This is a genomic window from Neisseria sp. HMSC15G01 (assembly GCF_001808255.1).
In the GTDB taxonomy this organism is placed as follows: domain Bacteria; phylum Pseudomonadota; class Gammaproteobacteria; order Burkholderiales; family Neisseriaceae; genus Neisseria; species Neisseria subflava_A.
This window is the reverse complement of sequence record NZ_KV792676.1, coordinates 11,777-37,972: the sequence shown is the minus strand read 5'-3', so window position 1 is coordinate 37,972 and position 26,196 is coordinate 11,777. Positions and strand designations below refer to the sequence as shown.

Genomic DNA, 26,196 nt, shown 5'->3' with positions numbered 1-26,196 from the left:
ACCTTGTGTTTCGTTTTCATGGTTGTAGACCTAGCCTGCTTTGCTGAAGTATTACCATCCACCGCATTTATCTTCACATGGAATACCATCACCATCACCATCCATTTTGGTATCAGAACAATTCTGTAAAAACCATTTGGCCTCTTCGCATGACACCATCTGAGAACAATATTGCCTGCCATCACAACGATATTTATTACTATTGCTTTTTTTAGCTTGTATCGCAGCTGGATCATTAAGCTCTACTGGTGCATTAGTTTGTTTAGGGACTAATTTTGCTGCAGCGAATTGATATATCTGATAACCAATTAACCCGAAAAGTGCCAACCCTACCAATTTCGTCAATATGGAAGACGACGTATCTAAGGCAAAAAATGATTTTTTCTTTGCCCTCGAACGATGGTTATGATTCCGCTTAAAATCTCTTGCCTCACGACTCAAGTAACGAATCTGTTTAGCAACGTTTTTTCCTTTTCCGTTAGAAGATACTTCAAAGCCAACCACCTCATTAAGTTCAGGACGTGGACTTCTTTGGAAAAAGTCAGAAATATGGCAGAAAATTTCTTGTTTACTACCATCTATCCGTATAAAACCATAACCTTTTTCATCATCCCACTTAACAATTATCCCTTTCATTAACCGCTTCCCTTTTTATTGTTACTTTTAAATCACAATTTAAAATTTCGGAATAACTAGTAAGTTTGATTACAAACCTAATATGTTCGACGATCTATTCTAATTCTGCTAATTTTTTCTCAATCGCCTCTTCAGTCATAAAGCTGCACATGCTGTGGTTGTTGACCAGCATGACCGGTGCGTCGCCACATGCGCCCATGCATTCGCCTTCGACAAGGGTAAACTTGCCGTCGGGCGTGGTTTCGCCGTAGCCGATACCGAGTTTTTGTTTGAGGTATTCGCCGGTAGCCATACCGCCGCGCAGGGCGCAGGGCAGGTTGGTACAAACGGTCAGTTTGTATTTGCCGACAGGCTCAAGGTCGTACATATTGTAGAAAGTAGCGACTTCGTAGGCTTGTGCAGGCGAGATGCCGATATAGTCTGCGACAAAGGCGATGGTCTCGGGAGCGAGCCAGCCTTTTTCGGTCTGGGCAATACGCAATGCGCCCATAATAGCGGATCGGCGTTGGTCGGCAGGATATTTTGCCAACTCAATATCAATTTGTTTTAAGGATTCTGCGGATAACATTATCGGTCAACCTCCCCGAATACGATGTCCTGCGTACCGATAATGGCAACAACGTCGGCCAGCATGTGGCCTTTTGCCATTTCATCCATGCCTTGCAGGTGGGCAAAGCCGGGTGCGCGGATTTTCAGGCGGTAGGGTTTGTTTGCGCCGTCTGAAATGATGTAAACGCCGAACTCGCCTTTCGGATGTTCGACAGCGGTGTAGGTCTCGCCCTCAGGAACGTGCATACCTTCGGTAAAGAGTTTGAAATGGTGAATCAGGTCTTCCATACCTGTTTTCATTTCGGTACGTTTGGGCGGAGCGAATTTGTGGTTTGTGGTAATGACCGGACCCGGATTGACACGCAACCACTCGGAACATTGTTTGATGATGCGTACGGATTGACGCATTTCTTCCATACGGCAGAGGTAGCGGTCGTAGCAGTCGCCGTTGACGCCGACGGGGATGTCGAAATCCATTTTGTCGTATACTTCGTAAGGCTGTGTCTTACGCACGTCCCATTCCACGCCGGAACCGCGCAACATAACGCCGGTAAAGCCTTTTTGCATGGCGCGCTCAGGGGTGACAACGCCGATGCCGACGGTACGCTGTTTCCAAATACGGTTGTCGGTCAGGAGGGTTTCGAGTGTGTCGATGTTTTTCGGGAAACGTTCGCAGAAGGCGTCGATAAAGTCGAGCATGGTGCCTTCACGGGATTCGTTGAGCTGCTTCAATACTTTGGCGTTGCGGAATTTGCTGCTCTCGTATTTGGGCATGAAGTCGGGCAGGTCGCGGTAAACGCCGCCGGGACGGAAGTAGGCTGCGTGCATACGCGCGCCGGAAACGGCTTCGTACAAGTCCATCAGCTCTTCGCGGTCGCGGAAGGCGTAAAGGATGGCGGTCATCGCACCAATGTCGAAGGCGTGCGAACCGATGCCCATCAAGTGATTGAGGATGCGTGTTACTTCGGCAAACATCACGCGAATATATTGGGCGCGGATAGGTACATCGATACCGGCAAGTTTTTCTACTGCCAAACAATACGCCTGCTCGTTAACCATCATGGAAACGTAGTCCAAACGGTCCATATAGGGCAGGGCTTGCAGATAGGTTTTGGTTTCAGCCAGTTTTTCAGTACCGCGGTGCAGGAGGCCGATATGCGGGTCGGCACGGACGATGGTTTCGCCCTCCAACTCCAAAATCATACGCAATACGCCGTGCGCCGCAGGGTGTTGCGGGCCGAAGTTGATGGTGTAGTTTCTTAATTTATTGGCCACCGTAGTTCTCCTCACGGACGATACGCGGCGTGATCTCGCGCGGCTCAATGGTAACAGGTTGGTAAATCACGCGTTTTTGCTCTTCGTCGTAACGCATTTCGACATAACCGGAAATCGGGAAGTCTTTGCGGAACGGATGTCCGACGAAACCGTAATCGGTCAGGATGCGGCGCAAGTCCGGGTGGTTGTTGAACATGATGCCGTACATATCGAAGGCTTCGCGTTCGTACCAATCCGCGCTGTTGTAAATATCGACTACGGATTCGACTACGGGAAAGTCGTCGTCTGAAACCCAAACGCGTACGCGGATGCGTTGATTATTTTTAACGGAAAGCAACTGACTGACGACGGCAAAGCGTTTGCCCTGCCATACTTCGTTTTTGTAAGTGCTGTAATCGACACCGCACAAGTCGACCAGAAGCTCGAAATGCAACTCTTCATGGTCGCGCAATGCGGTCATGACTGAAATATAGTGTTCGGGCAGACACTCGACGGTAATCTCGCCCAAAGCTGAAATGACTTTGCTTGCCTGATCGCCAAGCACGCCGACAACGGTCTCATATAAGTTTTGAATGCTTGCCATATCGTCCTCTCCTTACTCGTCACGCGCGATGGTGGAAGTGCGCTTGATTTTTTGTTGGAGCTGAATCAGGCCGTAAATCAAGGCTTCCGCAGTCGGCGGACAACCCGGCACATAAACGTCTACCGGCACGACGCGGTCGGCACCGCGCACAACGGAATAAGAGTAGTGATAATAGCCGCCGCCGTTGGCACACGAGCCCATAGACAACACCCAGCGCGGCTCGGCGAGCTGGTCGTATACGCGGCGCAGGGCTGGCGCCATTTTGTTGGTCAGCGTACCTGCCACAATCATCAGGTCGGCCTGACGTGGGGACGGACGGAAAATGATGCCGAAACGGTCAAGGTCATAACGCGCCATACCCGCATGCATCATTTCCACGGCGCAGCAGGCCAAGCCGAAAGTAACCGGCCACAATGAACCGGTACGCATATAGTTCAACACCGTATCCGCGCTGGTGGTGATGAAACCTTTTTTCAAAACGCCTTCTATTCCCATTCCAGCGCACCTTTTTTCCATTCGTAAATAAAGCCTACCGTCAGAACGACGATAAACACCAGCATAGACCAAAAGCCGTACGCGCCCAAATCTTTGAACACAACTGCCCACGGCAACATGAACGCGACCTCCAAATCAAACAGGATGAAGAGGATGGCGACGAGGTAATAGCGCACGTCGAACTTCATCCTTGCGTTTTCAAAGGCTTCAAAACCGCATTCGTAAGCCGCGTCTTTTTCGGCATAGTGACGTTTCGGGCCTAAAATTGTGCCGAGCAGAATAAACAGCACACCGGCCGCAAGGCCGACGAGGATGAATACGAGGACGGGAAAATAACTGGCCAACATGGTCGTACCTAACTGGTTGACAGACAAATCTTAAAAATTAGGTTACCATTTTATCGAATTTCAAAAGCCATTTAAAGGTAAATATCAGCAAATCAGTAAAAAAACCCTAATAAATTCAATAAAGTTATGAGAACAATTCTTATTCTTATTTAATATTTCCAAATTTTAATTTCAGTTTAATCATGTATCATTTAATTTGGATTTTCTGCCTGTCCGATTTACTTCAAAAATCTGGAAAACCACCCTTTTCCAAACCTCAATAAAAACATCAGGCCGTCTGAAAACTGATTCTTTTTCAGACGGCCTGTGTACATCACATTATTTTAAATAGAAAAATCAATCGACACCTTTGAGCATGCGGTTCAATACTGGGGTGAGTACCAGCAGGATACCGCAGGTTACTGCGCCGATGGTGGCCAGCATCCAGTAGAAATCCAATGGCGACTGAGCATTGTAGTAGTCTTTAAACAACACTCCGCCCAAGGTAAAGCCAATGGACAATGCTAAGAAATTCAACGCAACCATTTGTGTTTTAAACATGCTCGGTGCGATTTTGGTGGAAAACGACAGCGAAATCGGCGACAGCATCAACTCGCCTATCGTAATTGCCAGCAACATCAGCATAAACACGATAATCGGCATCGGGGTCTCGGATGAAATATACGGAATGAAACACAAATAAGAGGCGCCGGTTACCAACATGGCCAGTGCAAACTTCAACGGTGTTTTAGGTTGGCGTTTGCCCATTTTCGTCCACACCGTGGCCATCACGCCGGAAAAGAGAACCACCCACATGGCCTGTATCGAATCTTTCCATGAAACAGGCACGGTAAAGCCGAAGAAAGTACGGTCAACCGTTTCGTCAAAATAAACCGTTGCAACGGTGTACACCTGAAACCAAACCGCCCAGAACATACAAATAGTCAAAAACAGCGGAATATAGGCCATGATGTAACGTTTATTGGCTGCCTCAACCTGGCTGCTGCCCAGCAGGCGTGCAAAATAAGCGATAACGGTGATAATGACCACGCCCAAAAGCCAGCGTGAAAAGTTCTCAAGATTGAGCGCGCCGGAAGCAATCACGCTGCTCAACACCAAAACCAGCAACACGCCGACAGCTATAGCAGTCTGTATCTTTTCAGGACGCAACGGATTCGGAGCCGGCGTATGCGGCAGGTTTTTACGGCCGCGCGAATACCACAGCAGGCCAAATGCCATACCGACGGCCGCTGCGCCGAAACCGTAATGGAAACCATTCTGTCTTGCAAAATACCGGTCAACAAAGGGCCTAAGAAACCGCCAATATTGATGGAAATATAGAAAATGGAGAAACCGGCATCACGCAATTCTCGCAGGTCGTCCCGTTCATACAAAGAACCGACCATCGAACCGGCAGACGATTTCACGCCGCCGCTGCCCAGCGCGATAAACACCAAGCCCAACAGCAATCCCATCAAGCCCGGCACAATCGCCAATAAAATATGGCCGATCATTACGACAATGCCGGCGATAAACAGGGTACGCTCCGCGCCCCAAATGCGGTCGGCTAACCATGCGCCGAGAATGGTGGACAGGTAAACGCTGCCACCGTATGCGCCAACGATACCGCCGGCCAAAGCCTTATCCATACCCAAACCGCCTTGATTCGCGGTGTAATACAGATAAATCAGCAGGATGCCCTGCATACCGTAGAAGGAAAAACGCTCCCACAGCTCAATATGGAATAGGGTGGATAATTGCAAAGGATGGCCGAAGAAAGTTTTCTCGGCAGAAGACAGCTTTTGACCGGACATTTAATAAGTTCTCCTAATATATCGGACAGGATCAGGCTTCAGACGGCCTATTGCACCTACCAATCATTTTTATAGAAACTATATATTACCGCCAATCTTTGCATTTGCAAAACATTAAAAAGCATATTTTTACAGAAAGATTAATATTCGCATTTAAAAAAGAACTCAATACCCACATAACAAGCATATCGTGGCCATCCCCGTCATGCCCTACATATTCAAAAACCCGTTAATTTTTAGTGTATTTTTCATGTAACCGAAAACGGATATATTTACTGCGTTCAGTATTCCATTTAGGCTGATAAGACTTTAGCTTATGCAAATAGATAAAACCTTTTGCCTGCTGGAAATATAAATCATCAAAGTTGGGTGTAATTACTGCCATATTCAACAATAAACAGGCCGTCTGAAAGATTTCAGACGGCCTGTTTATCTCTTACGGTTTACACACCTTGTTTCAGGCTGGCTTCGATGAAGCCGTCCAAGTCGCCGTCCAATACGGCTTTGGTGTTGCCGACTTCGTAGCCTGTACGCAGGTCTTTAATGCGTGAGGAATCCAAAACGTATGAGCGGATTTGGCTGCCCCAACCCACATCGGACTTGCCTTCTTCCAACGCCTGCTTCTCTTCGTTGCGTTTGCGCATTTCCAATTCGTACAGTTTGGATTTCAACATTTCCATCGCGGCGGCTTTGTTGGCGTGTTGCGAACGGTCGTTTTGACATTGCACCACAATCCCGGTCGGCTCGTGGGTAATACGCACGGCGGAGTCGGTTTTGTTAATGTGCTGACCGCCTGCACCGGATGCGCGGTAAGTGTCGATACGCAAATCGGCAGGGTTGATTTCAATTTCGATGGAGTCGTCGATTTCGGGATAAACAAACACGGATGAGAACGACGTATGGCGTTTGTTGTTGGAGTCAAACGGTGAGTAGCGCACCAAGCGGTGGACGCCGGTTTCGGTACGCAGCAAGCCGTAGGCGTATTCGCCTTCCACGCGGATGGTGGCGCGGTTGATGCCCGCGATTTCGCCGTTGTCTTCTTCAAGGATTTCGATTTTGAAGCCTTTGCGCTCGGCGTAGCGGCTGTACATGCGGAACAGCATACCTGCCCAGTCTTCGGCTTCGGTACCGCCTGCGCCTGCGGTGATGTCGATAAAGCAGTTGTTCGGGTCGGCTGGCTGGTTGAACATTCGTTTGAATTCGAGGTCGGCCATTTGTTTTTCCAAACCGGCCACGTCTTCCTGCACGGCGGCGAAACCTTCTTCATCGTTTTCTTCGACGGCCATTTCGATCAACATACGGTTGTCTTCGATGCCTGTGGCGATGTTGTCGAGGGTTACCACGATGCCTTCGAGGATTTTGCGCTCTTTGCCGATTTCTTGGGCGCGTTTGGGGTCGTTCCACAGTTCCGGGTCTTCGGAGAGGCCGACGACTTCTTCAAGGCGGTCTTTTTTGCCTTGGTAGTCCATATAGACGCGGATGTCTTCGCTGCGCTTCTCCAGGTCGTTTAGGGTGTTGTTAAGCTGGTTGATTACTTCGGCTTCCATGATTCTTGTGTTCTTTCAAAATTTTAGGGGCGTATTGTAAGGGATTTGCCTGTTTTTTTCCATGACCGGGTCGTCTGAAAATGTGCGGTTCGGGTTTTCAGACGGCCTCGGTTTTGAATTTTTCCATCCAAAGCCGCCAGTCGTTGTCTATCGGCGCTTGCACGGTCATCCGGCTGCCGTTTTCTATGCTTTGAAAACTGAGGCTTCGCGCGTGCAACATTAAGCGTTGCGTGCCGATATGTTCGGCAACGGCATGGTTTTGGCGCAAATCGCCGTAGTTGGTGTCGCCGACGATGGGGTGGAAAATGTGTTTCATATGGCGGCGGAGTTGGTGTTTGCGGCCGGTGTGCGGCGTGAGTTCGGCCCACGAATAACGCGAGGTCGGATAACGCAGGGCGGATTGGAACGGCAACTCGGTTTGCGCCAGACAACGGTAGGCGGTTTGTGCTTCCTGCAATGTGGCTTCGGTCTGCGCTTCGGCGATTTTGTCGGGCATATATTTGAGGGCGTAATCAATCAGGCCGTCTGAAGGCAGATGACCGCGAACAATCGCCCAATACGTTTTTTCGATGGTTTTGTTTTCAAACTGCTGCGTCAATAACCGTGCGGCTTCCGTATCGAGGGCAAACAGCAAGACGCCGGAAGTCGGGCGGTCGAGGCGGTGGACGGGATAGACGTGCTGCCCGATTTGGTCGCGCAGGGTCTGCACGGCAAAACGGGTTTCGTGTTTGTCTAACCAGCTTCGGTGCACCAGCATTCCGGCAGGTTTGTTGACGGCAACGGTGCGACTGTCGCGGTGGATAATATCAAGCATGGCAAAGCAGTAAAAATAAAAGCAGATATTGTAACGGGCTTTTGAAAATGTGGCAGGCACACTTGCCGCCGAAACCCAACTTTCAGACGGCCCGCCCCTTTCGGGTTACAATACTGTACATAAAAACACAAAGGAAAAGCCGTGAGCCTGCTCAAAAAACTGCCCAAACCCATGCTGCCCGACGAAACACGCCGCGATATTCAGGCGCGCGAGTCGTATCATGTATTGAAGATTATTTCCGAATTTGTCGAAGCCGGCGAAGAATTGCGCGCCATTCAGCCAGCCGTCAGCATTTACGGCAGCGCGCGCACGCCTGAAAACCATCCCGACTACGAGTTTACATTACGCTTGGCACGCAAACTGTCGGATGCCGGATTTTCCGTCATTTCCGGCGGCGGACCGGGCATTATGGAAGCGGCCAACAAAGGCGCGTTTGCAGGCGCAAGCCCGGCGGTGGGGCTGAATATCGTGTTGCCGCACGAGCAAAAAGCCAATCCGTATCAGGATTTGTCGATTAAATTCCAACACTTCTTCCCGCGCAAAGTCATGTTCGTCAAACACGCCGTGGCGTATGTCGTTATGCCTGGCGGTTTCGGCACATTGGACGAATTGTTTGAAAGCCTGACCTTGGTGCAAACCGGCAAAACGCCCGACCGCCCGATTATCTTAGTGGGCAAAGCATTTTGGGCAGGGTTGTTGGACTGGATACGCGAGCAGTTGTTGGGTAGAAACCTGATTTTGGAAGAGGATTTGAACCTGATCCGCGTCATCGACGACGAAGACGAAATTATCGAAGAAATCTTCGCCCATTACGAAAACCGCTTGGAAGACTTGTCCGAACACCAAAATGCTTGGTCGCTGGGGCTGTAAAAAACTAAGGTTTCAACTGAAAAAGCGGTTATCCCAGCTGCCCTTTGCTTCATTAATAAAGGCCGTCTGAAAATACTTTCAGACGGCCTTTTATCTTCTTTCAAAGCGTTTAATTGTTTTCCCACTCGACATGCTCACTCAAGAAGCCGCCGCTTTGGTGTGCCCAAAGTTTGGCGTACAGGCCTTGTTTCTTGAGCAACTCGGTGTGGCTGCCTTCTTCGATAATGCGGCCTTTGTCCAAGACGATGAGACGGTCCATCGCGGCGATGGTGGAGAGGCGGTGGGCGATGGCAATCACGGTTTTGCCTTCCATCATTTTGTCGAGGCTTTCTTGGATGGCGGCTTCGACTTCGGAGTCGAGCGCGCTGGTGGCTTCGTCAAGCAACAGAATCGGCGCGTCTTTGAGCATAACGCGGGCGATGGCGATGCGTTGGCGCTGGCCGCCGGAAAGTTTCACGCCGCGTTCGCCAACGTGTGCATCATAGCCGCGTCGGCCTTTGGCATCGCTTAAGTTAGGAATAAAACCGGTGGCCTCGGCGCGTTCGGCGGCAGAAATCATTTCGGCTTCGGTCGCATCGGGACGGCCGTAGATAATGTTGTCGCGGACGGAGCGGTGCAGCAGGGAGGTATCTTGCGTTACCAAACCGATTTGGGCGCGCAGACTTTCTTGGGTAACGCTGTCCACGTTTTGGCCGTCGATCGAAATCGTGCCGCTTTGCGGTTCGTAAAAACGCAGGAGCAGGTTGACGATGGTGGATTTACCCGCGCCGCTGCGGCCGATCAAGCCGACTTTTTCGCCGGGTTTGATGTTCAGATTAAAGCCGTTGAGGAGCGGTTTGCCTGCTTCGTAGGAGAAATCGACGTGATCAAACTTGATTTCGCCTCGGGTGACTTTCAGCGGCAGGGCTTGCGGCTTGTCGAGGATGGTGTGTGGTTTGGACAGGGTGGCCATGCCGTCGTTGACGGTACCGATGTTTTCAAACAATCGGGCAGACTCCCACATGATGTATTGCGACAAACCGTTCACACGCAATGCCATGGCCGTGGCGGTGGCGACTGCGCCTACGCCGACTTGGCCGTGATACCAAAGCCAAATACCCAAGGCGGTCGTGCCGACGGTCAGCGAGCTGTTGACGATAAAGCTGCAGGTGTACAGCAGCGTTGCCAAACGCATTTGGGCATGGACGGTTACCATAAACTCTTCCATCGACTGCTTGGCATAAGCGGCCTCGCGTGCGCCGTGGGAGAAGAGTTTGACGGTGGCGATATTGGAATAGGCGTCGGTAATGCGGCCGGTCATCAGCGAGCGCGCATCGGCTTGACGTGCAGCGGTTTTGCCGAGTTTGGGAATCAGGAAGCGCATAATCATCGCGAATCCAATCATCCAGCAGATAAACGGCACGATAAGCCAGGCATCGAATGAGGACAGAATCACGCCGGAAGTGATGAAGTACACCAGCACATACACAACCATATCGGCGACGGTCATCACGACATCGCGCAGCGCCAGCGCGGTTTGCATCACTTTGGCGGACACGCGTCCTGCAAATTCGTCCTGATAAAAGCCCAGGCTTTGACCCAGCATCAGGCGGTGGAAATTCCAGCGCAGGCGCATGGGGAACACGCCTTGCAGGGTTTGCAGGCGCACATTGGAAGCGAAAAAGGTCCAAACGGCAAAAAATGCCACCATGGCCATCATGCCGATTAATGCATGGCCTTTTTCGACAAACAGCGTTTGCGGCGTATAAGTGCCGAGCCAGTCGACTACCTTACCCATAAATTGGAACATCAAGGCTTCCATGATGCCGACGCCGACCGTAAACACGGCCAACACGGCAATCCATTTGCGCACGCCTTCAATGTTGCTCCAAATAAACCGCCACAACCCTTTTTCTGGCGTTTTCGGAGCGGCTTCGGGATAAGGGTCGATGCGGGACTCGAACCATGAGAATATTTTTTTAATCATTGTTTTTGCAAATGTGATAAGACGGTCAGGCCGTCTGAAAGAGGTGTTCAAATACATTCAAGACTGTATTTTACGGGAAAAATCCGACTGATGACAGCGTATACCGTCAGTCCGATCAAACCAATCTATCGGCTTAACCATCTAAAAATCCCTTTGATTGGCATAAAACAAAGGCCGTCTGAAACTTTTCAGACGGCCTTTGCTGGATTTAGGTTAACCCTAAAATCACTCTTTACGTTGACGGCCCAAATCGGCAGCGGCAGTAAACAAAACGTCGGTGGAAGAGTTCAACGCAGTTTCTGCAGAGTCTTGAATCACGCCGATGATGAAGCCGACAGCAACCACCTGCATGGCCACATCGTTATCGATACCGAACAGGCTGCACGCCAAAGGAATCAGCAGCAATGAGCCACCGGCCACACCGGATGCACCGCACGCGCTGACGGTGGCCACCAGGCTCAGCAGCAGGGCAGTGGCGAAGTCAACCGTAATGCCTTGCGTGTGCGCCGCAGCCATCGCCAAAACGGTAATGGTGATTGCCGCACCGGCCATATTGATGGTTGCACCCAATGGAATGGAGATAGAGTAAGTGTCTTCGTGCAGGCCCAGTTTTTTCGCCAATGCCATGTTCACAGGGATGTTGGCGGCGGAAGAACGGGTGAAGAAGGCATACACGCCGCTTTCGCGCAGGCAGGTAAACACCAGCGGGAAAGGATTGCTGCGGATTTGCGTCCACACAATAATCGGGTTGACCACCAAAGCGATAAACAGCATACAGCCGAGCAATACGGCCAACAGCTGCATATAGCCGGCAAGCGCTTCAAAACCGGTTTCCGCAATAGTAGAAGACACCAAGCCGAAAATACCCAGCGGCGCAAAACGGATAATCCACTTCACAACCGTCGAAACGGTATCGGCCAAGTCGGCCGCCACTTGGCGGGTCGTATCCGAACCGTGATGGCGCAAAGCCGCGCCCAATACCAAAGCCCAAGCCAAAATGCCGATATAGTTGGCATTGGCCAGCGCGTTAATCGGGTTGGCCACCAAATTCATCAGCAGCGTTTTCAGCACTTCGACAATGCCGGAAGGCGGCGCAACGGATACATCGCCGGCCGTACGCAGAATCAGCGTGGTCGGGAATGCCATACTGGCAATGACTGCCACCACAGCCGCAGCAAACGTACCGAAAATATACAAAATCAAAATCGGTTTGATGTGAGCCTGATTGCCTTTTTGGTGTTGCGCAATGGCGGCAGTCACCAAAACAAATACCAAAATCGGCGCGATAGCCTTAAGCGCACCGACAAACAGGCTGCCCAGCAGTCCTGCGCTGATACCGACTTGCGGCGAAACTGCACCCACAATAATACCTAAAACCAAGCCGATGGCGATTTGCGCCACCAGGCTGACGCGATTGAGCGCGTTCAAAATCGGATTGCCACTTGCCATATCCGTTCCTTCAATTTAAAGATATGTTAAAAAAGTCTTACATTCTAAAATAAAAAATCATTTGTCGGCGAGGTTTTCATGCACACCTCACAAAAACGGCATTAAAGTTTAACATTTATGACACAATTGGCACTTTATGCCAAAAATACAGTCAAATCTGCTCAAACCCTACTCTTAGAATATACCCATACCGTTGCTTTATTCTCTATATCTTGCTTTCAGACGGCCCGAAATCTGCGCCATAAGGCCGAATACAAAGGCAACTTCACCAGTAAAAATACAAAAACATAAATATTACAATCAGATAGAAACAAACCAAAATCCGCCCTTTAAGTCGCATTTGACAACGTTATCGCGCTAAATTTCCGTTTATAACCATAGCCTGAAACCTTGCAGAAATAATGTTAAAATCCCCAAACTGAAGAATTGTCGCTGTCGAACACACATCATGACCAAACTGACCTACCCTGTTTTATTTGCATCATTGGCGCTCGCCTACGGACACGCGTTGGCAGTAGATACTTCCGTTCCCAAAGCGGAAGACTACGAGGCTGTTCCCGAATCCGAAATGCCCAAGCAGCCCAAAGACGACCAAACAGGCAAACTCAAGCCCAAATTCCCCGTCAAAATCGACACCCAAGACAGCGAAGTCAAAGAAATGCTTGAAGAATACCTGCCGCTGATTACCCAGCAGCAGGATGAGGAGCTGGACAAAGAGCAGGTCGGCTTCCTCGCCGAAGAGGCGCCCGACAACGTCAAAACCATGCTCCGGACCAAAGGCTACTTCAACAGCAACGTCAGTATTCAAGACCACGGCGAGAGCTACACCGTCAACGTCACCCCCGGCCCGCGCACCAAAGTCGACAACGTCAGCGTGGCCATCCTCGGCGACGTATTGAATGACGACAACTTGGCCGAGTACTACCAAAATGCGATGGAAAACTGGCAGCAGCCCGTCGGCGAAAACTTCGACCAAGACGGCTGGAATGCGAGTAAAACCTCCGTCCTCAGCGCGGTAACACGCAAAAAATATCCATTGGCGAAACTCACCACCACCCAGGCCACCATCAATCCCAATACCCAGAAGGCCGACTTAAACGTCATCGTGGAGAGCAACCGCCCGATTTACTTCGGCGAGTTCCAAATCACCGGCACGCGCCGCTACCCTGAAAGCGTGGTTTCCGGCATGGCGCGCTTCCAACCCGGTTCGCCTTACGACTTAGACAAAATCCTCGACCTGCAACAGGCGCTCGAACAAAACGGCCACTATTCCGGCGCGTCCGTACAAGCCGACTTCGACCAACTGCAAGGCGACCGCGTTCCCGTCAAAATCAACGTGACCGAAGTCAAACGCCACAAACTGGAAACCGGTATCCGCTACGACTCCGAATACGGAATCGGCGGCCGCATCGCCTACGACTATTACAACCTCTTCAACAAAGGCTACATCGGTTCGGTCGTTTGGGACATGGACAAATACGAAACCACGCTGGCCGCCGGTATCAGCCAGCCGCGCAACAACCGCGGCAACTACTGGACCAGCAACGTTTCCTACAACCGCTCGACCACGCAAAACCTTGAAAAACGCGCCCTGACCAGCGGTATTTGGTATGTCCGCGACCGCAACAATATCGATGCCCGCTTCGGCCTCGAATTTATTACCGAAGACCGTAAAGTCCCCGACACCAGCTACGATTTGGGCCGAAGCCATGCCACCATGCTGACCGCCTCATGGAAACGGCAAAGCATCGAAACCGAGCTGCATCCTCAAAACGGCTACTACCTCGACGGCAAAATCGGCACGACTTTGGGCAAACTCCTCTCCTCCACCCAAATGGCACGCGCTACAGCACGCGCAGGCTATTTCTTCACGCCTGAAAACAAAAAACTCGGTACATTCATCGTACGCGGACAGGCAGGCTACGTTTATGCCCGCGAAGGCGAAGAAGTACCGTCCAGCCTGATGTTCCGCACCGGCGGCGCGACTTCCGTACGTGGTTACGAACTCGACAGCATCGGCTTGGCAGGCCCCAACGGCTCCGTCCTGCCGCAACGCGCCTTGGTGGTCGGCAGCCTCGAATATCAATTCCCGGTTACCAAAAGCTTCTCCGGCGCCATCTTCCACGATGTCGGCGATGCGACAAGCAACTTCAAACACATGACCTTAAAACACGGTACCGGCTTGGGTGTGCGCTGGTTCAGCCCGGTTGCGCCGTTCTCCTTCGACATTGCCTACGGCCATCACGACAAGAAAATCCGCTGGCACATCAGCTTAGGCACAAGGTTTTAACAAACATACACCATCCATTCTTTCAGATGGCCTCAGCCATTCCAGGCCGTCTGAACAACAGACAAACAGAAAAATATCATGACCGATACTGCAAACACTTCCACGCCGTCTGAACAACAGCCCGCCCCGCCAAAGCGCAAAAAACGCCTGTTACGCGGCTTTGTCCTGTCCGCCTTGAGCGTATTGACCGTTTCTGCCGGCGCAATCGGCTGGCTGGTCGGTACGGAATCGGGTTTGCATTTCGGTTTGTACAAGATCCCGTCATGGTTCGGCGTCAAAATCTCTTCGGACACACTGAAAGGCACGCTGATTGAAGGTTTTGAAGGCGACAAATGGTTGATTGAAACAGAAGGTGCGGATGTCAAAATCAGCAGCTTCCGCTTTGATTGGAAACCGTCCGAGCTGTTCCGTCCGTCTTTGCACATTACCGAAGTCGTGGCCGGCGACATCGCCATTGTGACCAAGCGCACGCCGCCCAAAGAAGAAGAGCCTTCAAAAGGCCTGCCTGACAGCATAGACCTGCCCGTTACCGCCTATCTCGACCGTTTGGAAACCGGCAAAATCAGCGTAGGCAAGCGTTTTGACAAGCAGAGCGTCTATCTCGACCATCTGCACGCAGCCTATCATTACGACAAAAAAGAACACCGCCTCCACATCAAAACCGCCGACACGCCCTGGAGCAGCTCGACAGGCGCGGTGGTGCTCGGTTTGAACAAACCCTACGTCCTCAATACCGCCATCTACACCAAAGGCCAGCTTGAGGGCGAAACCATACACGGCACGGTGCGCCTGTGGGGCAGCCTGCAAGACGTGTACACCGACCTACTGCTCGACGGCGACAATGTTCATTTGTCTGCCAAATCCACCATCCACCCATTCGCCGACAGCCTCAACGAAACCGTCGGCGAAATCCTGGTTAAAGGTTCCAACATCAATCCGCAGGCCTTCCTGCCCACCCTGCCCAAAGCGCGCCTGAATTTCGACGCCACCACCATTCCGTCCTTTACCGACGGCGTTGCGTTGGAAGGCTCGATTGACTTGGAAAACGACCAAGCCGGTTTTGCCGATGAAAACCATATCCCCGTCAAACGCATCCTCGGCGAATTCATCGTCGACGATAAAGGCACGGTCAAAATCGAAGACATCGGCGTCGGCCTGCTCAAAGACGGCAGCATCGATGTATCCGGCTCTATCGATACCGCCCAAGACCAACTCAAACTCGCACTGGGCATCAACAATACCGGCGCAGACGACTTTGTCCGTCAAAACATCGCAGGCCGTCTGAACGGCAGTATCGACGTCAAAGGCGAAACCTCCTCCCCCGTCGTCAACTGGAATCTCGACAGCGGATTCGCGCGTACAGACGGCATGCTGTTTTTCCAAACCGACAAACAGCTCGGCCAGCGCACACTCAAGCTCGACAAAGTCCGCCTGGTTCCGCAAAACGGCGGCGAACTCAACGCCAAAGGCTCGCTCGAACTCTTCAAAGACCGCAAACTGCAGCTGGACATCGTCAGCAAAGCCTTCAACCCTGCGCGCATCGATCCGCAGCTTCCGCAAGGCAGCGTCAACGGCAACATCAACTTGACCGGCATACTGGCGCAAGAGAAATTCGCCGGTAAAATGCAGTTCGCACCGAGTACGCTCAACGGCGTTCCGCTCAGCGGCAAAGCCGACGTCGCCTATGAAAACAAACACCTCTCGCGCGCCCTGACCGACCTGACCCTCGGCAGCAACATCGTCAAAACTAACGGCAGCTTTGGCAAAAAAGGCGACCGCCTCAACCTCAACATTACCGCCCCCGATTTGTCGCGTTTCGGCTTCGGCTTGGGCGGCCTGCTCAACGCGCGCGGCTACATCTCCGGCAGTTTTTCAGACGGTCTCAAAACCCTTGAAGCCGATTTGAACGGCGAAGCGCGCAACTTCAAAGTCGCCGATACCGTCAACATCCGTACCCTCGACTTCAAGCTTAAAGGTTCGCCCGACACCAACCGTCCGTTGAGTGCCGATATTAAAGGCGAACACATCGCCGTCTCCGGCGGCGCGGCCATGATTGACAACGTCAACCTGCTCATCAGCGGCACAGGTTCGCACCACCACATCCGCGGCAACAGCAGCATGGCGGTGGACAACAAACGCTACAAGCTCGACCTCGACGCCACCGGCGGCCTCAACAAAGACCAAACCCAATGGAAAGGCACGGTAGACACGCTCGACATCAACGGCGCGTTCAACCTCAAACTGCAAAACCGCCTCAACCTCGAAGCCGGCAGCGAACGCGTTTCCCTCAGCAGCGCGCGCTGGGCGGCCATGGGCGGCAACCTCAACCTGCAAAATTTCGTTTGGGACAAGAAAGCCGGCATTACCAGTAAAGGCAGCGCACAAAATCTGCACATTACCGAATTACACAACTTCTACACTCCGCCTATCGAACACAACCTCGTCTTGGGCGGCGACTGGGATTTGGCGTACAGTCAAAACGCGCGCGGCTTTCTCAACATCAACCGTCAAAGCGGCGACATCATCCTGCCGAGCAAAGACCCGAAAAACAAACAGCCTTTGGGGCTTTCCGCACTCGCCCTGCGTACCCGTTTCCAAAACGGCCGCATCGACAGCACGCTGGAAGGCAACACCCGCTTCGGCAAAGTTGACGGCACGCTCGGCATCGCCCAGCAGTTCGGCAACAACATCAACAACGCCCCTGTCAGCGGCAAAGTCAATATCAGCATTCCCGATTTGGGCTCGCTCAAATCCTTTATGCCGGCGACAGCCCAAGGCATTGCAGGCCGTCTGAACGCGACCGCCACCATCGGCGGCCGACTCGGTTCGCCTACCGTCAACAGCAACCTCGACCTCCAAACCAATTACGGCCGTGCCGACGGTACTGTCAACATCGGTCAGGGTACCAGCTTCGACACCGCCCCCCTGAGCGGCAAACTCAACCTGAACGTTGCCAACCTCGAAGTCTTCCGCAACTTCCTGCCCGTCGGCCAAACCCTCAAAGGCCGTCTGAACGCCGCCGTCAACTTGGCAGGCCGTCTGAACGATCCGCAACTGAGCGGCCTGATTAATGGCGACAACCTCTATTACCGCCATCAAACCCAAGGCCTGATTCTCGACAACGGCGTATTGCGTTCGCGCCTGCAGGGTCAAAAATGGGTGATCGACAGCCTCAAATTCCACCGTAGCGGCACGATTGAGCTCAAAGGCGCGGTCAACCTTGCCAATGCCAACCCCGATGTCGACGTAGACATCGTCTTCGACAAATACCGCACCCTCTCGCGGCCAAACCGCCAACTGCAGCTCTCCGGCGCGGCCAAAGTCCTCTACAATCCGGAAAAAGGCGTATCGCTCAACGGCACGCTCAACACCGACTACGGCAGGTTTGGTTCGCAAAAATCCTCCATGCCGACCCTCGATGACGACGTGGTTGTACTGGGCGAAACCAAAAAAGAAGCAACGGCCACCACGCCGATTAATCTGAACCTTGTCTTGAACATCAACGACAATGTCCGCTTTGTCGGCTACGGCGCAGACGTTACCATCGGCGGCAAACTGACCATCACGTCCCGCCCCGGCGAAGCCGTCCAAGGCGTCGGTACCGTGCGCGTTGTCAAAGGCCGCTACAAAGCCTACGGCCAAGACCTCGACATCACCAAAGGTGCGGTTTCCTTCGTCGGCCCGCTGACCGATCCGAACCTTAACATCCGTGCCGAACGCCGTCTCTCCCCGGTCGGCGCAGGTGTCGAAGTTCTCGGCAGCCTCAACAATCCGCGCGTGACCTTGGTTGCGAAGGAAGCCATGAGTGAAAAAGACAAACTCTCCTGGCTCATCCTCAACCGTGCCAGCAGCGGCAGCGACGGTGACAACGCCACGCTCTCTGCGGCCGCCAGCGCGCTGCTTGCCGGCCAAGTCAACGACCGCATCGGCCTCGTGGATGATTTGGGCTTTACCAGCAAACGCAGCCGCAACGCTCAAACCGGCGAGCTCAATCCTGCCGAACAAGTCCTGACCGTCGGCAAACAGCTCACCAACAACCTCTACGCAGGTTACGAATACGGCATCTCCAGCGCCGAACAATCCGTCAAACTCGTGTACCAACTGACCCGCGCCATCCAAGCCGTTGCCCGCATCGGCACGCGCTCGTCCGGCGGCGAGTTGAAATACACCATCCGCTTTGACAACTGGTTCGGCAAAGACGAACCCGAGCCGGAAGAACAACACTAAAAGCCGTGAAAAAGGCCGTCTGAGATTCATCTTTCAGACGGCCTTTATCTTGTTCTACCGTATCAAAATCCGCAGCCATGCCTCAAAAAACAAAGGCCAACGGCGCAAGTTTGAAAATAAATGCAGCTAAAAAAGTGAGCGGCCAGCCACGGCTTATTCCAAGTTAGCGATAAATAAGCAGATACAAAAAGGCCGTCTGAAACTGACAGGGGCAGGTTTCAGACGGCTTTTTTGAATCATCGAAACATCTTATGCATGGCATTGCTGATTAATTCGAGCTGTTTCTTATATTCGCGGCAACGGGGGCAGAGAGACAGGTGCACAGCGAGGGCAATGCGGTTAAAAAGACTGAGGCGTACTTGGTCTTGCTGTTTGGAAATCAGATCGGTTATTTTGCGGCATTTTTTCATGGCGTTTTCCTGTCAGGCATGGGAGAACCATTTGATTTGCAGGCACTGGCGCAAGGTTTCGCGCGCGCGGTGCATGATGGTGTGATAGTTGGCATGGCTGATGCCGCATTGCTCGCGGATTTCATCGCTTGAAAAACCGAGAATTTCTTTCATAGTAAACACGCGGGCGGTGTTTTCCGGCAGATGGTAGAGGCAGGTCTGTAAAACTTGGTAGAACTCTTTATTGTTCAAACTGGCTTCGGGCGAGTCCCAACCCTGAGGCTGTCCTTCGTCCGTCCAATGACCGTCGGCGGCAAAATGTCCTTCAAAGGCTTCATCCAAGGCTTCCTCGTCGCGCGTGACGAAAACTTGGCGTTGCCGCCCGATTTGGCGCAGGCAGTCGGTAATTTTGTTTTTTAAGATTGCAAACAGCCAGCTGCTCACTTGGGCGCCGCCTTTGAAACCCTCGGCCGCACGGTAAGCGGAAAGCATGGTTTCCTGTACGAGGTCTTCCGCCAAATCGGGGCGGTCGGGCAGCTGGATCTGGGCAAAGCGCAGCAGCAGTTTGCGGGATTCGGCAAGCTCGGCATCGGTCAGTTCGGGTAGGGCCATAATGTATCAGTATGAAATGAATGATCAATATGCTTCTGATTTTACGCTGATACGGCAAGAGCATGCGATTGAATCTATAAACGATTTCAGTAGTATTTTTGTTTTACCGAAACCGACTGCGCCCGTTTCAGACGGCTTTGATTTATGCTGCAACCAAAATGCCCTGTTCCAGCCATTCTGTCCATTTTTGCCTTAATGCGTCCTGCCAAGTGTTTTCAGACGGCATGAACTCTGCCAGCATGGTTTGCAGGCCGTTTAGGGAAGTGGGCGTCTCTGCCAGCGTTTCCAGCAATAAGGCGTCGAAATCGTTGAGCGTTTGATACATCACGTCGTCTTCCTTATCGCGCCACACCAAAACGGCAGTTTCCGCCTCCTGCAATTCGTCCGTCACATCATACTGATAACGGCGCACAAAGGCGGCGGAAGAAAGGGTGTACGCTAAATCGTCTGAATCTGTATGGACTGCTTGGCTGTCGATTTGAGCGGTTTCGGCGAGCAGCTGAGTGTGTTCAAAGTCCATCAATGCCAAGAGGTCGTCTGAAAGCGGCAGACTTTGGCAATATTGGAGGAACTCGCCGGGGATTTCTTGAAAATAGGGCGTTTGGGCGCGCGCGTCACGGACGAAACCTTCTTTCAGACGGCCCCATTCTTCGCTGTCAAAGTATTGCAGCGTTTCGGTATAACAGCGGTCGATAAAGCTGTGAATATTGTTGCGTATCAGGCGGATATAGACGTTCAGACGCTCTTGCGGCAATCCGTCTTCGGCTTTGCCTTCGCGTATGGCTTGGGCAAAGCGGTGTTGATATTGGGCGGAGGTTTCAGGCTGCACGGCGGTATTCCTTTCCGGCACGCATTTGATAGTCGGCGATTTTAGCGACTTCGGCTTCGAGTTCGGCAAAAGGCGGGAAATTGAAATCGCGTTCCAACAGGGTGGGCGGAATCGTCGGCAGTTTGGCATAGGCCAGTTCGAGTAAATCCCAAACGGTCGGCAAAACCGCCGCGCCATGCGTATCAATCAACAATTCCGGCGTTTCGACGTCATGTCCGGCAATGTGGATATAGCACACGCGCTCTGCGTCCACATTTTCTAAAAAGGCTTCGGGCGACAACAGGCCGTGATTGACGGCGTTGACGTAAATATTGTTCACATCCAAATGAATGCCGCAGTCGGCTTCACGGGCAACCGCGTTGAGGAACTCGACTTCGTTCATCTCGGCAAGCGGAGAATGCAGGTAGTAGGAGGTGTTTTCCACGGCGATGCGGCAGCCCAAACGGTCTTGCACTTCGCGGATACGGCGCGCGGTATGTTTCACCATCTCATCAGTGAAAGGCAGCGGCAACAAATCGTAAAGATGACCGCCGTCGTGGCAATAGCTCAAATGGTCGGAGAAAAACGTGCAGTCATAACGGCGCATCATTTCTTTGATTCCGTCTATCAAGGCAGTATCCAGCGGTGCTTGTCCGCCCAACGACATGGATAATCCGTGCAACGCCAGCGGCAGCCGTTCCGCCACGCGGTCAAACTGTTTGCGCGCCCTGCCGCCCATTTTCAGCCAGTTTTCGGGGGCGGCTTCGATAAAGCGTATCGGGCTGTCGTCTGAAAGCGAGAGGAAGTCTTCCGCCAAGTCGCGGCGGTAGCCCAAGCCTGCGTGTTGAATCATGGTGATGTCCTGTTATGATGCCGTATGAACGACAAAGTCGCATTTTTGTTTATAAAATGCGACTTTGTTAAAGGTATGTTGCAGGATTATTTAGAACCGCATTTACCTTCGCCGCATTTACCTTCTACTACTTTGGCAGCTTTAGCTTTAGATGCTTTGCCTTTTTTAGCGTGGGCTTTTTCCACGGTTGAACCGCATTTGCCTTCGCCACATTTGCCTTCGCTTGCTTTAGAAACAGCGCTTGCACCGCATGAACCTTCACCGGCTTTAACCGCACCGCAAGAGCCTTGAGCAGATTTTTGAACACCTGCTTTGCTGCTGAACGGTTTATCAGCGGCAACAACGCCGGCAGCCAGAGACAGGGACAGTGCACCGGCCAAAGCAGCAGCTACATTTTTTTTCATTTTAACTTCCTTTTTAAAATACGAGTTTAAATAAATCAAGGGATAATATCGGGCATTTAAAGTCGGCCCGCGACCATTAATCCTTAAAGATAATCCTTAAAGAAAATGCTTGATACGGCAACAGCGTTTCTTCAGCAGGGCATCCAAAGACAGACGGCCTGCGCCCTGCAATAGGACAGGAAATAAAACCACCAAATAAATCAGTGCTATTTTATAACCGTTGTCGCACACATTGTAACCCAAGCCGGCATGTACCGCAGACCATGCGACAGCCGTTACGACCATCAATCCCAGCGCGGACAGCCGCGTTGCCAAGCCGACGATGAGCAGCGCAGGCAAAACCAGTTCCGCCCACATGGCCAAATTCCAGTTGACCGTATCCGACAACAAATTGAACGGAAAGGGAAATTGACTGTTTATTTCTGCAAACCAGTTTTCCCCGTTCCATTTTTCCAAACCGGACTCAAGAAATTCATACGCGGCAAAAAGCCTGAGCGTCAACAAACCGAAAGCAGCCTGCCAAGAGGGGTTGGATGAGGTGTTCATTTATTTTCCTAATCAATGTGTGTTGAATGGGATGGGACGAAAAATCAATCGGCACCATCCCATATTTCATGCCTGTTTAGACGCGGCAGCTTTAAAAAACTGACGAAATAAATAAAGTTATTTTCTTATTCATTGTTTTATAAAGATTAAAAATTCAAAAGGCCGTCTGAAACACCATGCTTGATTGGGTTTCAGACGGCCTTTAATGATGAACGCGGTCAATCAATCCGCTTGTTTACACAATTCGACAATTTCTGCGCCGTATTTGTCGATTTTCTCCTCATTCATGCCGTGGATTTCCGCCAACTCCGCCAAATCTTGCGGCCGTCGGGCGGCAATCGCGCGCAGGGTAACTTTGCTGCATATCTGATAGGCTTCGAGGCCTTCATGGCGGGCAGTATCGATGTTCCACTGAAGCAGGCAGCGCATCAATCGGCGTTTGCGTTTGTCCTCTTCACTCAGGCCGTCTGAAAACGGGCGGCAGATGTTTAAAATGCCCTCGCCGTATTGCTCTATACGTTTTTCGCCGAGCTTATACACACCTAAAAGGTCGATGGGTTCGGCAGGCGTATTGGTCAACAAATCATCCATGCTTTCGTTGGAGAATACCGTACCCAGCGTTACTTGATCGGCACTTGCCTGCTGCTCGCGCCAAGTTTCCAAAGCCCGTTTTAAGGCCTGTTCGCGCTCGCTCAAGCTGTGGATAACTTGTGCGCTGTCTGTGGAAACCGTACCGGCTTCAGCCGTTTCGCAAACGTCGAGTATCTCCAAACCGAATTTATTGATTTTCGCCTCACCCAAGCCGTAGATTTGATGTAAATCTTCCAACCTTCGGGGCATTTTTTCGACAATATCGCGCAGGGTTTTGTCGCCGCAAACCACATAGGCCGGCACTTCCTCTGCCCGGGCGCGTTGTTGCCGCCATTGACGCAATGCCTGCCACAAACGCTCTTCGCGCTCGGTACGCAACCAATCGTCTTTCGGTTTTTGGGTAGCCGTTTTTTCGCGGCGCAGTGGACGCAACATAACTTCGGTTTCGCCCTTGAGGACTTTTTTTGCCGCTTCGGTCAGCTGCAGGGCTTGATGTTGCTCGACATTGACGGTGAGATAGCCCAAGCTGATGCACTGGCGGATAACGCTGCGCCATTCTTTGTCAGTCTGTTCGCTGCCAATGCCGAATGTGGATAACTTGTCATGGCCGTTGCGCTGTATCCAATCGTCGCTTTTGCCGCGCAAAAGGTTGGTGATGTAACCAGCGGCAAAACGTTGTCCGGCGCGGTACACGCAGCTGAGTAATTTTTGCACCAACACCGTACCGTCAAACCGCACGGGCGGATGCAGGCAGTTGTCGCAATGGCCGCAGGGTTCGGATTCTTCGCCGAAATGTTTGAGCAGCAGTACGCGGCGGCAGGCGGCGGTTTCGCAGACGGAAAGCATGGCATCGAGTTTTTGCATTTCGATTTGCTTTTGCACTTCGTCGCTGTTGCCTTCGGCAATCCGTTCTCGCAGCAACACCCAATCGTTCAAGCCGTAACACAGCCAGCTCACGGCAGGCAGCCCGTCCCGGCCGGCGCGTCCCGATTCCTGATAGAAATGTTCGACACTCTGGGGCATATCGAGATGGGCGACAAAGCGCACGTCGGGTTTGTCTATGCCCATGCCGAACGCCACGGTCGCCACCACGATAATATTGTCTTCATGCGTAAAGCGGCGTTGGTTTTCCTCGCGCACGTCCATGCTCAAACCGGCATGATACGGAATCGCCTCCAAGCCGTTTTCACACAAAAACTGCGCCACATCCTCGACTTTTTTGCGGCTCAAACAATACACAATGCCGCTTTGCCCATGCATCTGCTTGCGGATGAAATCCAACAATTGTTTTTTGCCATTATTTTTTTCGATAACCTGATAATAAATATTCGGACGGTCAAAGCTGGAGATAAATTCGGGCGCATTGTCCAAGTGCAGATAATGCTTGATGTCGGCGCGCGTGGCCGCATCGGCGGTAGCGGTCAGGGCGATGCGCGGGACGTTCGGATAGCGTTCGGCAAGCATGCCGAGCTGTTGATATTCGGGGCGGAAATCGTGTCCCCATTGGCTGACGCAATGCGCCTCATCAATAGCAAACAGGCTGACGGTTTGTTGGTCGAGAAAACGCAAAAAGCGGTCGGTAACCAAGCGTTCCGGTGCGACATAAAGCAGTTTCAGACGGCCTTGGGCAAGCTTGTCGGCAATATCGCGCGCCTCATCTGCCGATGTGCTGCTGTTGACTGCCGCCGCTTCAATCCCGGCCACATGCAGGCTGGCTACTTGGTCGTTCATCAGCGCAATCAGCGGCGATACGACAACCGCCACGCCTTCGCACATCAGCGCCGGAATCTGGTAACACAAAGACTTGCCCCCGCCCGTCGGCATCAGCACCATCAAACTCTCGCCACCGGCCAAAGCATTGACGATAGCCTCCTGCTTGCCACGAAATTCGGGATAACCGAATACTTCGTGCAAAATCTGTTTGGCGGTCGGCTGAGGCATAATGGTTCCGTAGAATAGGGGAAAGCGTTATTTTAACGGTTTTGCACCCGCGTATGTGCGGAACATTTTGCCACCGCTTTTTCAGACGGCCTGAAATTCAAATCTATTCAATTTATTTAAGTTTAAATAAAGATTTATTTTATTTTGAATGAAATATACAAAGGCCGTCTGAAATCCTAATCTTCGGATTTCAGACGGCCTTTCAAAAATAAAATCTTTAGGCTTTTTTGACGAACTCAGATTTCAAGTTCATCGCGCTGCCATCGATTTTGCAACCGATATTGTGGTCGCCCTCTTGTAAGCGGATGCCTTTGACTTTGGTGCCTTGCTTGATAACCATAGAGCTGCCTTTGACTTTCAAATCTTTAATCAAGACAACCGTATCGCCATCTTGCAAGACTGCGCCGTTGGCATCTTTGACTTCCAAGGCATCATCGCTTGCAGCCGCAGCATCGGCCTCGTTCCACTCATGGGCGCACTCAGGGCAAACGTATTGAGTGCCGTCTTCGTAAGTGTATTCCGAGTGGCATTTCGGGCAGGGGGGTAGGGACATGAGGTTTCCTTATAAATATGATAAAAGAAGCGTAAAACGCAAATAATACAATGTCTAAATTATTGATTCGCCTTGCTGCCGCCTACGCCGTAAACGGCATTCCAAGCCGCGTCCAACATCTGGCCGGCTTGTTGCAGCTTGGCATTTTGCTGCTCTTTCTGAGCCAAGGCCGTCTGAATTTCGCCTTTCAAACGGTCAATATCGGATTGTGCGGCCTGTAAACGGCGCTGCGCGCTTTCCAAATCGCTTTGCAGGGAAATGATTTTGCTGTCGTTGCTGTTTTGCTCATGCAAAGCGGCACGGTAAACCGATTGGACGGACAGCAAACGGTCTTCCGCCTCACCGGCATACGCGGCGGCGGCAGATAGCATCATCAGGGCAAGTAAGGTTTTTTTCATGGGTTTTCCTTTAAAGTTGTTGATTTGTAAAGTAAAGTGCAGAGCCGATTTTTCAGCCGCCAAGTTTACATAATATGCTTGTTGGTCTTTGTTCTTGACGGCTTATTTTATCCAATCCGGACATTCAGGCTGCCGATAAAAGTTAATTCAATCAACTGTTGTGGCAGGCAGGCGGCTATTATTTTCTCATATTCTCCGCCTTATTCCATTATTTTCTGGTTTTATTATAAAAGGCCGTCTGAAAAATTTTCAGACGGCCT

Annotated in this window: 22 protein-coding genes and 1 pseudogene; 3 read left to right on the top strand and 20 right to left on the bottom strand. The window is 51.7% G+C overall.

Going from position 1 to position 26,196, the window contains the following annotated elements:
* Positions 1-51: 51 nt before the first annotated feature.
* The 9 genes and pseudogenes from HMPREF3139_RS05210 to truC form a co-directional block, all read right to left on the bottom strand.
* Positions 52-636, bottom strand: coding sequence for an excalibur calcium-binding domain-containing protein (locus HMPREF3139_RS05210; RefSeq protein WP_070461036.1), 585 nt, complete (start codon positions 634-636; stop codon positions 52-54).
* A 94-nt stretch (positions 637-730) separates the two neighbouring features.
* A complete protein-coding gene (gene nuoE, locus HMPREF3139_RS05205; RefSeq protein WP_004467713.1) occupies positions 731-1,204 on the bottom strand; it encodes an NADH-quinone oxidoreductase subunit NuoE in 474 nt (157 codons plus the stop codon).
* Positions 1,204-2,460 (bottom strand): NADH dehydrogenase (quinone) subunit D, encoded by a 1,257-nt coding sequence (gene nuoD / locus HMPREF3139_RS05200; protein WP_049332998.1) that lies wholly within the window; start codon positions 2,458-2,460, stop codon positions 1,204-1,206. Before nuoD ends, nuoE begins: the two co-directional genes overlap by 1 nt.
* On the bottom strand, positions 2,450-3,043 hold the full coding sequence (locus HMPREF3139_RS05195; protein ID WP_002216335.1) for an NADH-quinone oxidoreductase subunit C: 594 nt from the start codon (positions 3,041-3,043) through the stop codon (positions 2,450-2,452). Before HMPREF3139_RS05195 ends, nuoD begins: the two co-directional genes overlap by 11 nt.
* A gap of 12 nt (positions 3,044-3,055) precedes the next feature.
* Positions 3,056-3,538 carry a NuoB/complex I 20 kDa subunit family protein gene (locus HMPREF3139_RS05190; RefSeq protein WP_002215610.1) on the bottom strand — a complete coding sequence of 161 codons (483 nt, stop codon included), beginning with the start codon at positions 3,536-3,538 and terminating at the stop codon, positions 3,056-3,058.
* The gene (locus HMPREF3139_RS05185; RefSeq protein ID WP_003686600.1) at positions 3,529-3,885 is read right to left on the bottom strand and encodes an NADH-quinone oxidoreductase subunit A; all 357 of its coding nucleotides are present in this window, start codon (positions 3,883-3,885) and stop codon (positions 3,529-3,531) included. Before HMPREF3139_RS05185 ends, HMPREF3139_RS05190 begins: the two co-directional genes overlap by 10 nt.
* Positions 3,886-4,221: 336 nt before the next feature.
* Positions 4,222-5,678, bottom strand: a pseudogene (locus HMPREF3139_RS05180) (oligopeptide:H+ symporter).
* A gap of 443 nt (positions 5,679-6,121) precedes the next feature.
* Entirely contained in the window at positions 6,122-7,225 is a 1,104-nt protein-coding gene (prfB, locus tag HMPREF3139_RS05175; RefSeq protein WP_070461035.1) for a peptide chain release factor 2, read from the bottom strand.
* Positions 7,226-7,322: 97 nt separating this feature from the next.
* The gene (gene truC, locus HMPREF3139_RS05170; protein WP_070461109.1) at positions 7,323-8,039 is read right to left on the bottom strand and encodes a tRNA pseudouridine(65) synthase TruC; all 717 of its coding nucleotides are present in this window, start codon (positions 8,037-8,039) and stop codon (positions 7,323-7,325) included.
* Between the two features lie 141 nt (positions 8,040-8,180).
* Between truC and HMPREF3139_RS05165 the strand changes: the two genes are divergently transcribed.
* Positions 8,181-8,909 (top strand): LOG family protein, encoded by a 729-nt coding sequence (locus HMPREF3139_RS05165; protein ID WP_003686578.1) that lies wholly within the window; start codon positions 8,181-8,183, stop codon positions 8,907-8,909.
* Between the two features lie 109 nt (positions 8,910-9,018).
* Here the strand turns inward: HMPREF3139_RS05165 and HMPREF3139_RS05160 are convergent, their stop codons facing one another.
* Together HMPREF3139_RS05160 and sstT are read right to left on the bottom strand one after the other, a co-directional pair.
* Positions 9,019-10,875 (bottom strand): ABC transporter ATP-binding protein, encoded by a 1,857-nt coding sequence (locus tag HMPREF3139_RS05160; RefSeq protein WP_070461033.1) that lies wholly within the window; start codon positions 10,873-10,875, stop codon positions 9,019-9,021.
* A 225-nt stretch (positions 10,876-11,100) separates the two neighbouring features.
* Positions 11,101-12,324: a serine/threonine transporter SstT gene (gene sstT, locus HMPREF3139_RS05155; RefSeq protein ID WP_070461031.1), complete on the bottom strand. Its 1,224-nt coding sequence runs from the start codon at positions 12,322-12,324 to the stop codon at positions 11,101-11,103.
* Between the two features lie 448 nt (positions 12,325-12,772).
* Here sstT and HMPREF3139_RS05150 point away from each other — a divergent pair, with 448 nt between their 5' ends.
* Positions 12,773-14,614, top strand: a complete 1,842-nt coding sequence (locus HMPREF3139_RS05150; RefSeq protein WP_070461028.1) for an autotransporter assembly complex protein TamA — start codon at positions 12,773-12,775, stop codon at positions 14,612-14,614.
* 78 nt (positions 14,615-14,692) lie between these two features.
* Entirely contained in the window at positions 14,693-18,841 is a 4,149-nt protein-coding gene (locus HMPREF3139_RS05145; protein ID WP_070461026.1) for a translocation/assembly module TamB domain-containing protein, read from the top strand.
* Between the two features lie 236 nt (positions 18,842-19,077).
* On the opposite strand, the gene HMPREF3139_RS11230 is transcribed toward HMPREF3139_RS05145, so the two are convergent.
* The 9 genes from HMPREF3139_RS11230 to HMPREF3139_RS05100 form a co-directional block, all read right to left on the bottom strand.
* A complete protein-coding gene (locus HMPREF3139_RS11230; protein ID WP_049323681.1) occupies positions 19,078-19,251 on the bottom strand; it encodes an anti-sigma factor family protein in 174 nt (57 codons plus the stop codon).
* A 12-nt stretch (positions 19,252-19,263) separates the two neighbouring features.
* A complete protein-coding gene (locus HMPREF3139_RS05135; RefSeq protein WP_070461023.1) occupies positions 19,264-19,842 on the bottom strand; it encodes a sigma-70 family RNA polymerase sigma factor in 579 nt (192 codons plus the stop codon).
* 142 nt (positions 19,843-19,984) lie between these two features.
* Entirely contained in the window at positions 19,985-20,671 is a 687-nt protein-coding gene (locus HMPREF3139_RS05130; RefSeq protein WP_070461020.1) for an HvfC family RiPP maturation protein, read from the bottom strand.
* Complete coding sequence (locus HMPREF3139_RS05125) at positions 20,661-21,503, bottom strand: HvfB family MNIO-type RiPP peptide maturase (RefSeq protein ID WP_070461018.1); 843 nt, start codon at positions 21,501-21,503, stop codon at positions 20,661-20,663. Before HMPREF3139_RS05125 ends, HMPREF3139_RS05130 begins: the two co-directional genes overlap by 11 nt.
* Before the next feature lie 86 nt (positions 21,504-21,589).
* A complete protein-coding gene (locus HMPREF3139_RS05120) occupies positions 21,590-21,907 on the bottom strand; it encodes an HvfA family oxazolone/thioamide-modified RiPP metallophore (protein WP_070461015.1) in 318 nt (105 codons plus the stop codon).
* A 96-nt stretch (positions 21,908-22,003) separates the two neighbouring features.
* Complete coding sequence (locus tag HMPREF3139_RS05115; RefSeq protein ID WP_004519155.1) at positions 22,004-22,453, bottom strand: HvfX family Cu-binding RiPP maturation protein; 450 nt, start codon at positions 22,451-22,453, stop codon at positions 22,004-22,006.
* A gap of 222 nt (positions 22,454-22,675) precedes the next feature.
* Complete coding sequence (gene recQ, locus HMPREF3139_RS05110; RefSeq protein WP_070461013.1) at positions 22,676-24,985, bottom strand: DNA helicase RecQ; 2,310 nt, start codon at positions 24,983-24,985, stop codon at positions 22,676-22,678.
* A 217-nt stretch (positions 24,986-25,202) separates the two neighbouring features.
* Complete coding sequence (locus HMPREF3139_RS05105; protein WP_070461010.1) at positions 25,203-25,538, bottom strand: zinc ribbon domain-containing protein YjdM; 336 nt, start codon at positions 25,536-25,538, stop codon at positions 25,203-25,205.
* Positions 25,539-25,597: 59 nt separating this feature from the next.
* Positions 25,598-25,936: a hypothetical protein gene (locus tag HMPREF3139_RS05100; RefSeq protein ID WP_004519158.1), complete on the bottom strand. Its 339-nt coding sequence runs from the start codon at positions 25,934-25,936 to the stop codon at positions 25,598-25,600.
* Positions 25,937-26,196: the final 260 nt, after the last annotated feature.

Coding starts and splice junctions, on each gene's coding strand:
- HMPREF3139_RS05210 (WP_070461036.1), bottom strand. CDS start 636: ATGAAAGGGATAATTGTTAAGTGGGATGATGAAAAAGGTTATGGTTTT.
- nuoE (WP_004467713.1), bottom strand. CDS start 1,204: ATGTTATCCGCAGAATCCTTAAAACAAATTGATATTGAGTTGGCAAAA.
- HMPREF3139_RS05195 (WP_002216335.1), bottom strand. CDS start 3,043: ATGGCAAGCATTCAAAACTTATATGAGACCGTTGTCGGCGTGCTTGGC.
- HMPREF3139_RS05190 (WP_002215610.1), bottom strand. CDS start 3,538: ATGGGAATAGAAGGCGTTTTGAAAAAAGGTTTCATCACCACCAGCGCG.
- HMPREF3139_RS05185 (WP_003686600.1), bottom strand. CDS start 3,885: ATGTTGGCCAGTTATTTTCCCGTCCTCGTATTCATCCTCGTCGGCCTT.
- prfB (WP_070461035.1), bottom strand. CDS start 7,225: ATGGAAGCCGAAGTAATCAACCAGCTTAACAACACCCTAAACGACCTG.
- truC (WP_070461109.1), bottom strand. CDS start 8,039: ATGCTTGATATTATCCACCGCGACAGTCGCACCGTTGCCGTCAACAAA.
- HMPREF3139_RS05160 (WP_070461033.1), bottom strand. CDS start 10,875: ATGATTAAAAAAATATTCTCATGGTTCGAGTCCCGCATCGACCCTTAT.
- sstT (WP_070461031.1), bottom strand. CDS start 12,324: ATGGCAAGTGGCAATCCGATTTTGAACGCGCTCAATCGCGTCAGCCTG.
- HMPREF3139_RS05150 (WP_070461028.1), top strand. CDS start 12,773: ATGACCAAACTGACCTACCCTGTTTTATTTGCATCATTGGCGCTCGCC.
- HMPREF3139_RS05145 (WP_070461026.1), top strand. CDS start 14,693: ATGACCGATACTGCAAACACTTCCACGCCGTCTGAACAACAGCCCGCC.
- HMPREF3139_RS11230 (WP_049323681.1), bottom strand. CDS start 19,251: ATGAAAAAATGCCGCAAAATAACCGATCTGATTTCCAAACAGCAAGAC.
- HMPREF3139_RS05135 (WP_070461023.1), bottom strand. CDS start 19,842: ATGGCCCTACCCGAACTGACCGATGCCGAGCTTGCCGAATCCCGCAAA.
- HMPREF3139_RS05125 (WP_070461018.1), bottom strand. CDS start 21,503: ATGATTCAACACGCAGGCTTGGGCTACCGCCGCGACTTGGCGGAAGAC.
- HMPREF3139_RS05120 (WP_070461015.1), bottom strand. CDS start 21,907: ATGAAAAAAAATGTAGCTGCTGCTTTGGCCGGTGCACTGTCCCTGTCT.
- HMPREF3139_RS05115 (WP_004519155.1), bottom strand. CDS start 22,453: ATGAACACCTCATCCAACCCCTCTTGGCAGGCTGCTTTCGGTTTGTTG.
- recQ (WP_070461013.1), bottom strand. CDS start 24,985: ATGCCTCAGCCGACCGCCAAACAGATTTTGCACGAAGTATTCGGTTAT.
- HMPREF3139_RS05105 (WP_070461010.1), bottom strand. CDS start 25,538: ATGTCCCTACCCCCCTGCCCGAAATGCCACTCGGAATACACTTACGAA.
- HMPREF3139_RS05100 (WP_004519158.1), bottom strand. CDS start 25,936: ATGAAAAAAACCTTACTTGCCCTGATGATGCTATCTGCCGCCGCCGCG.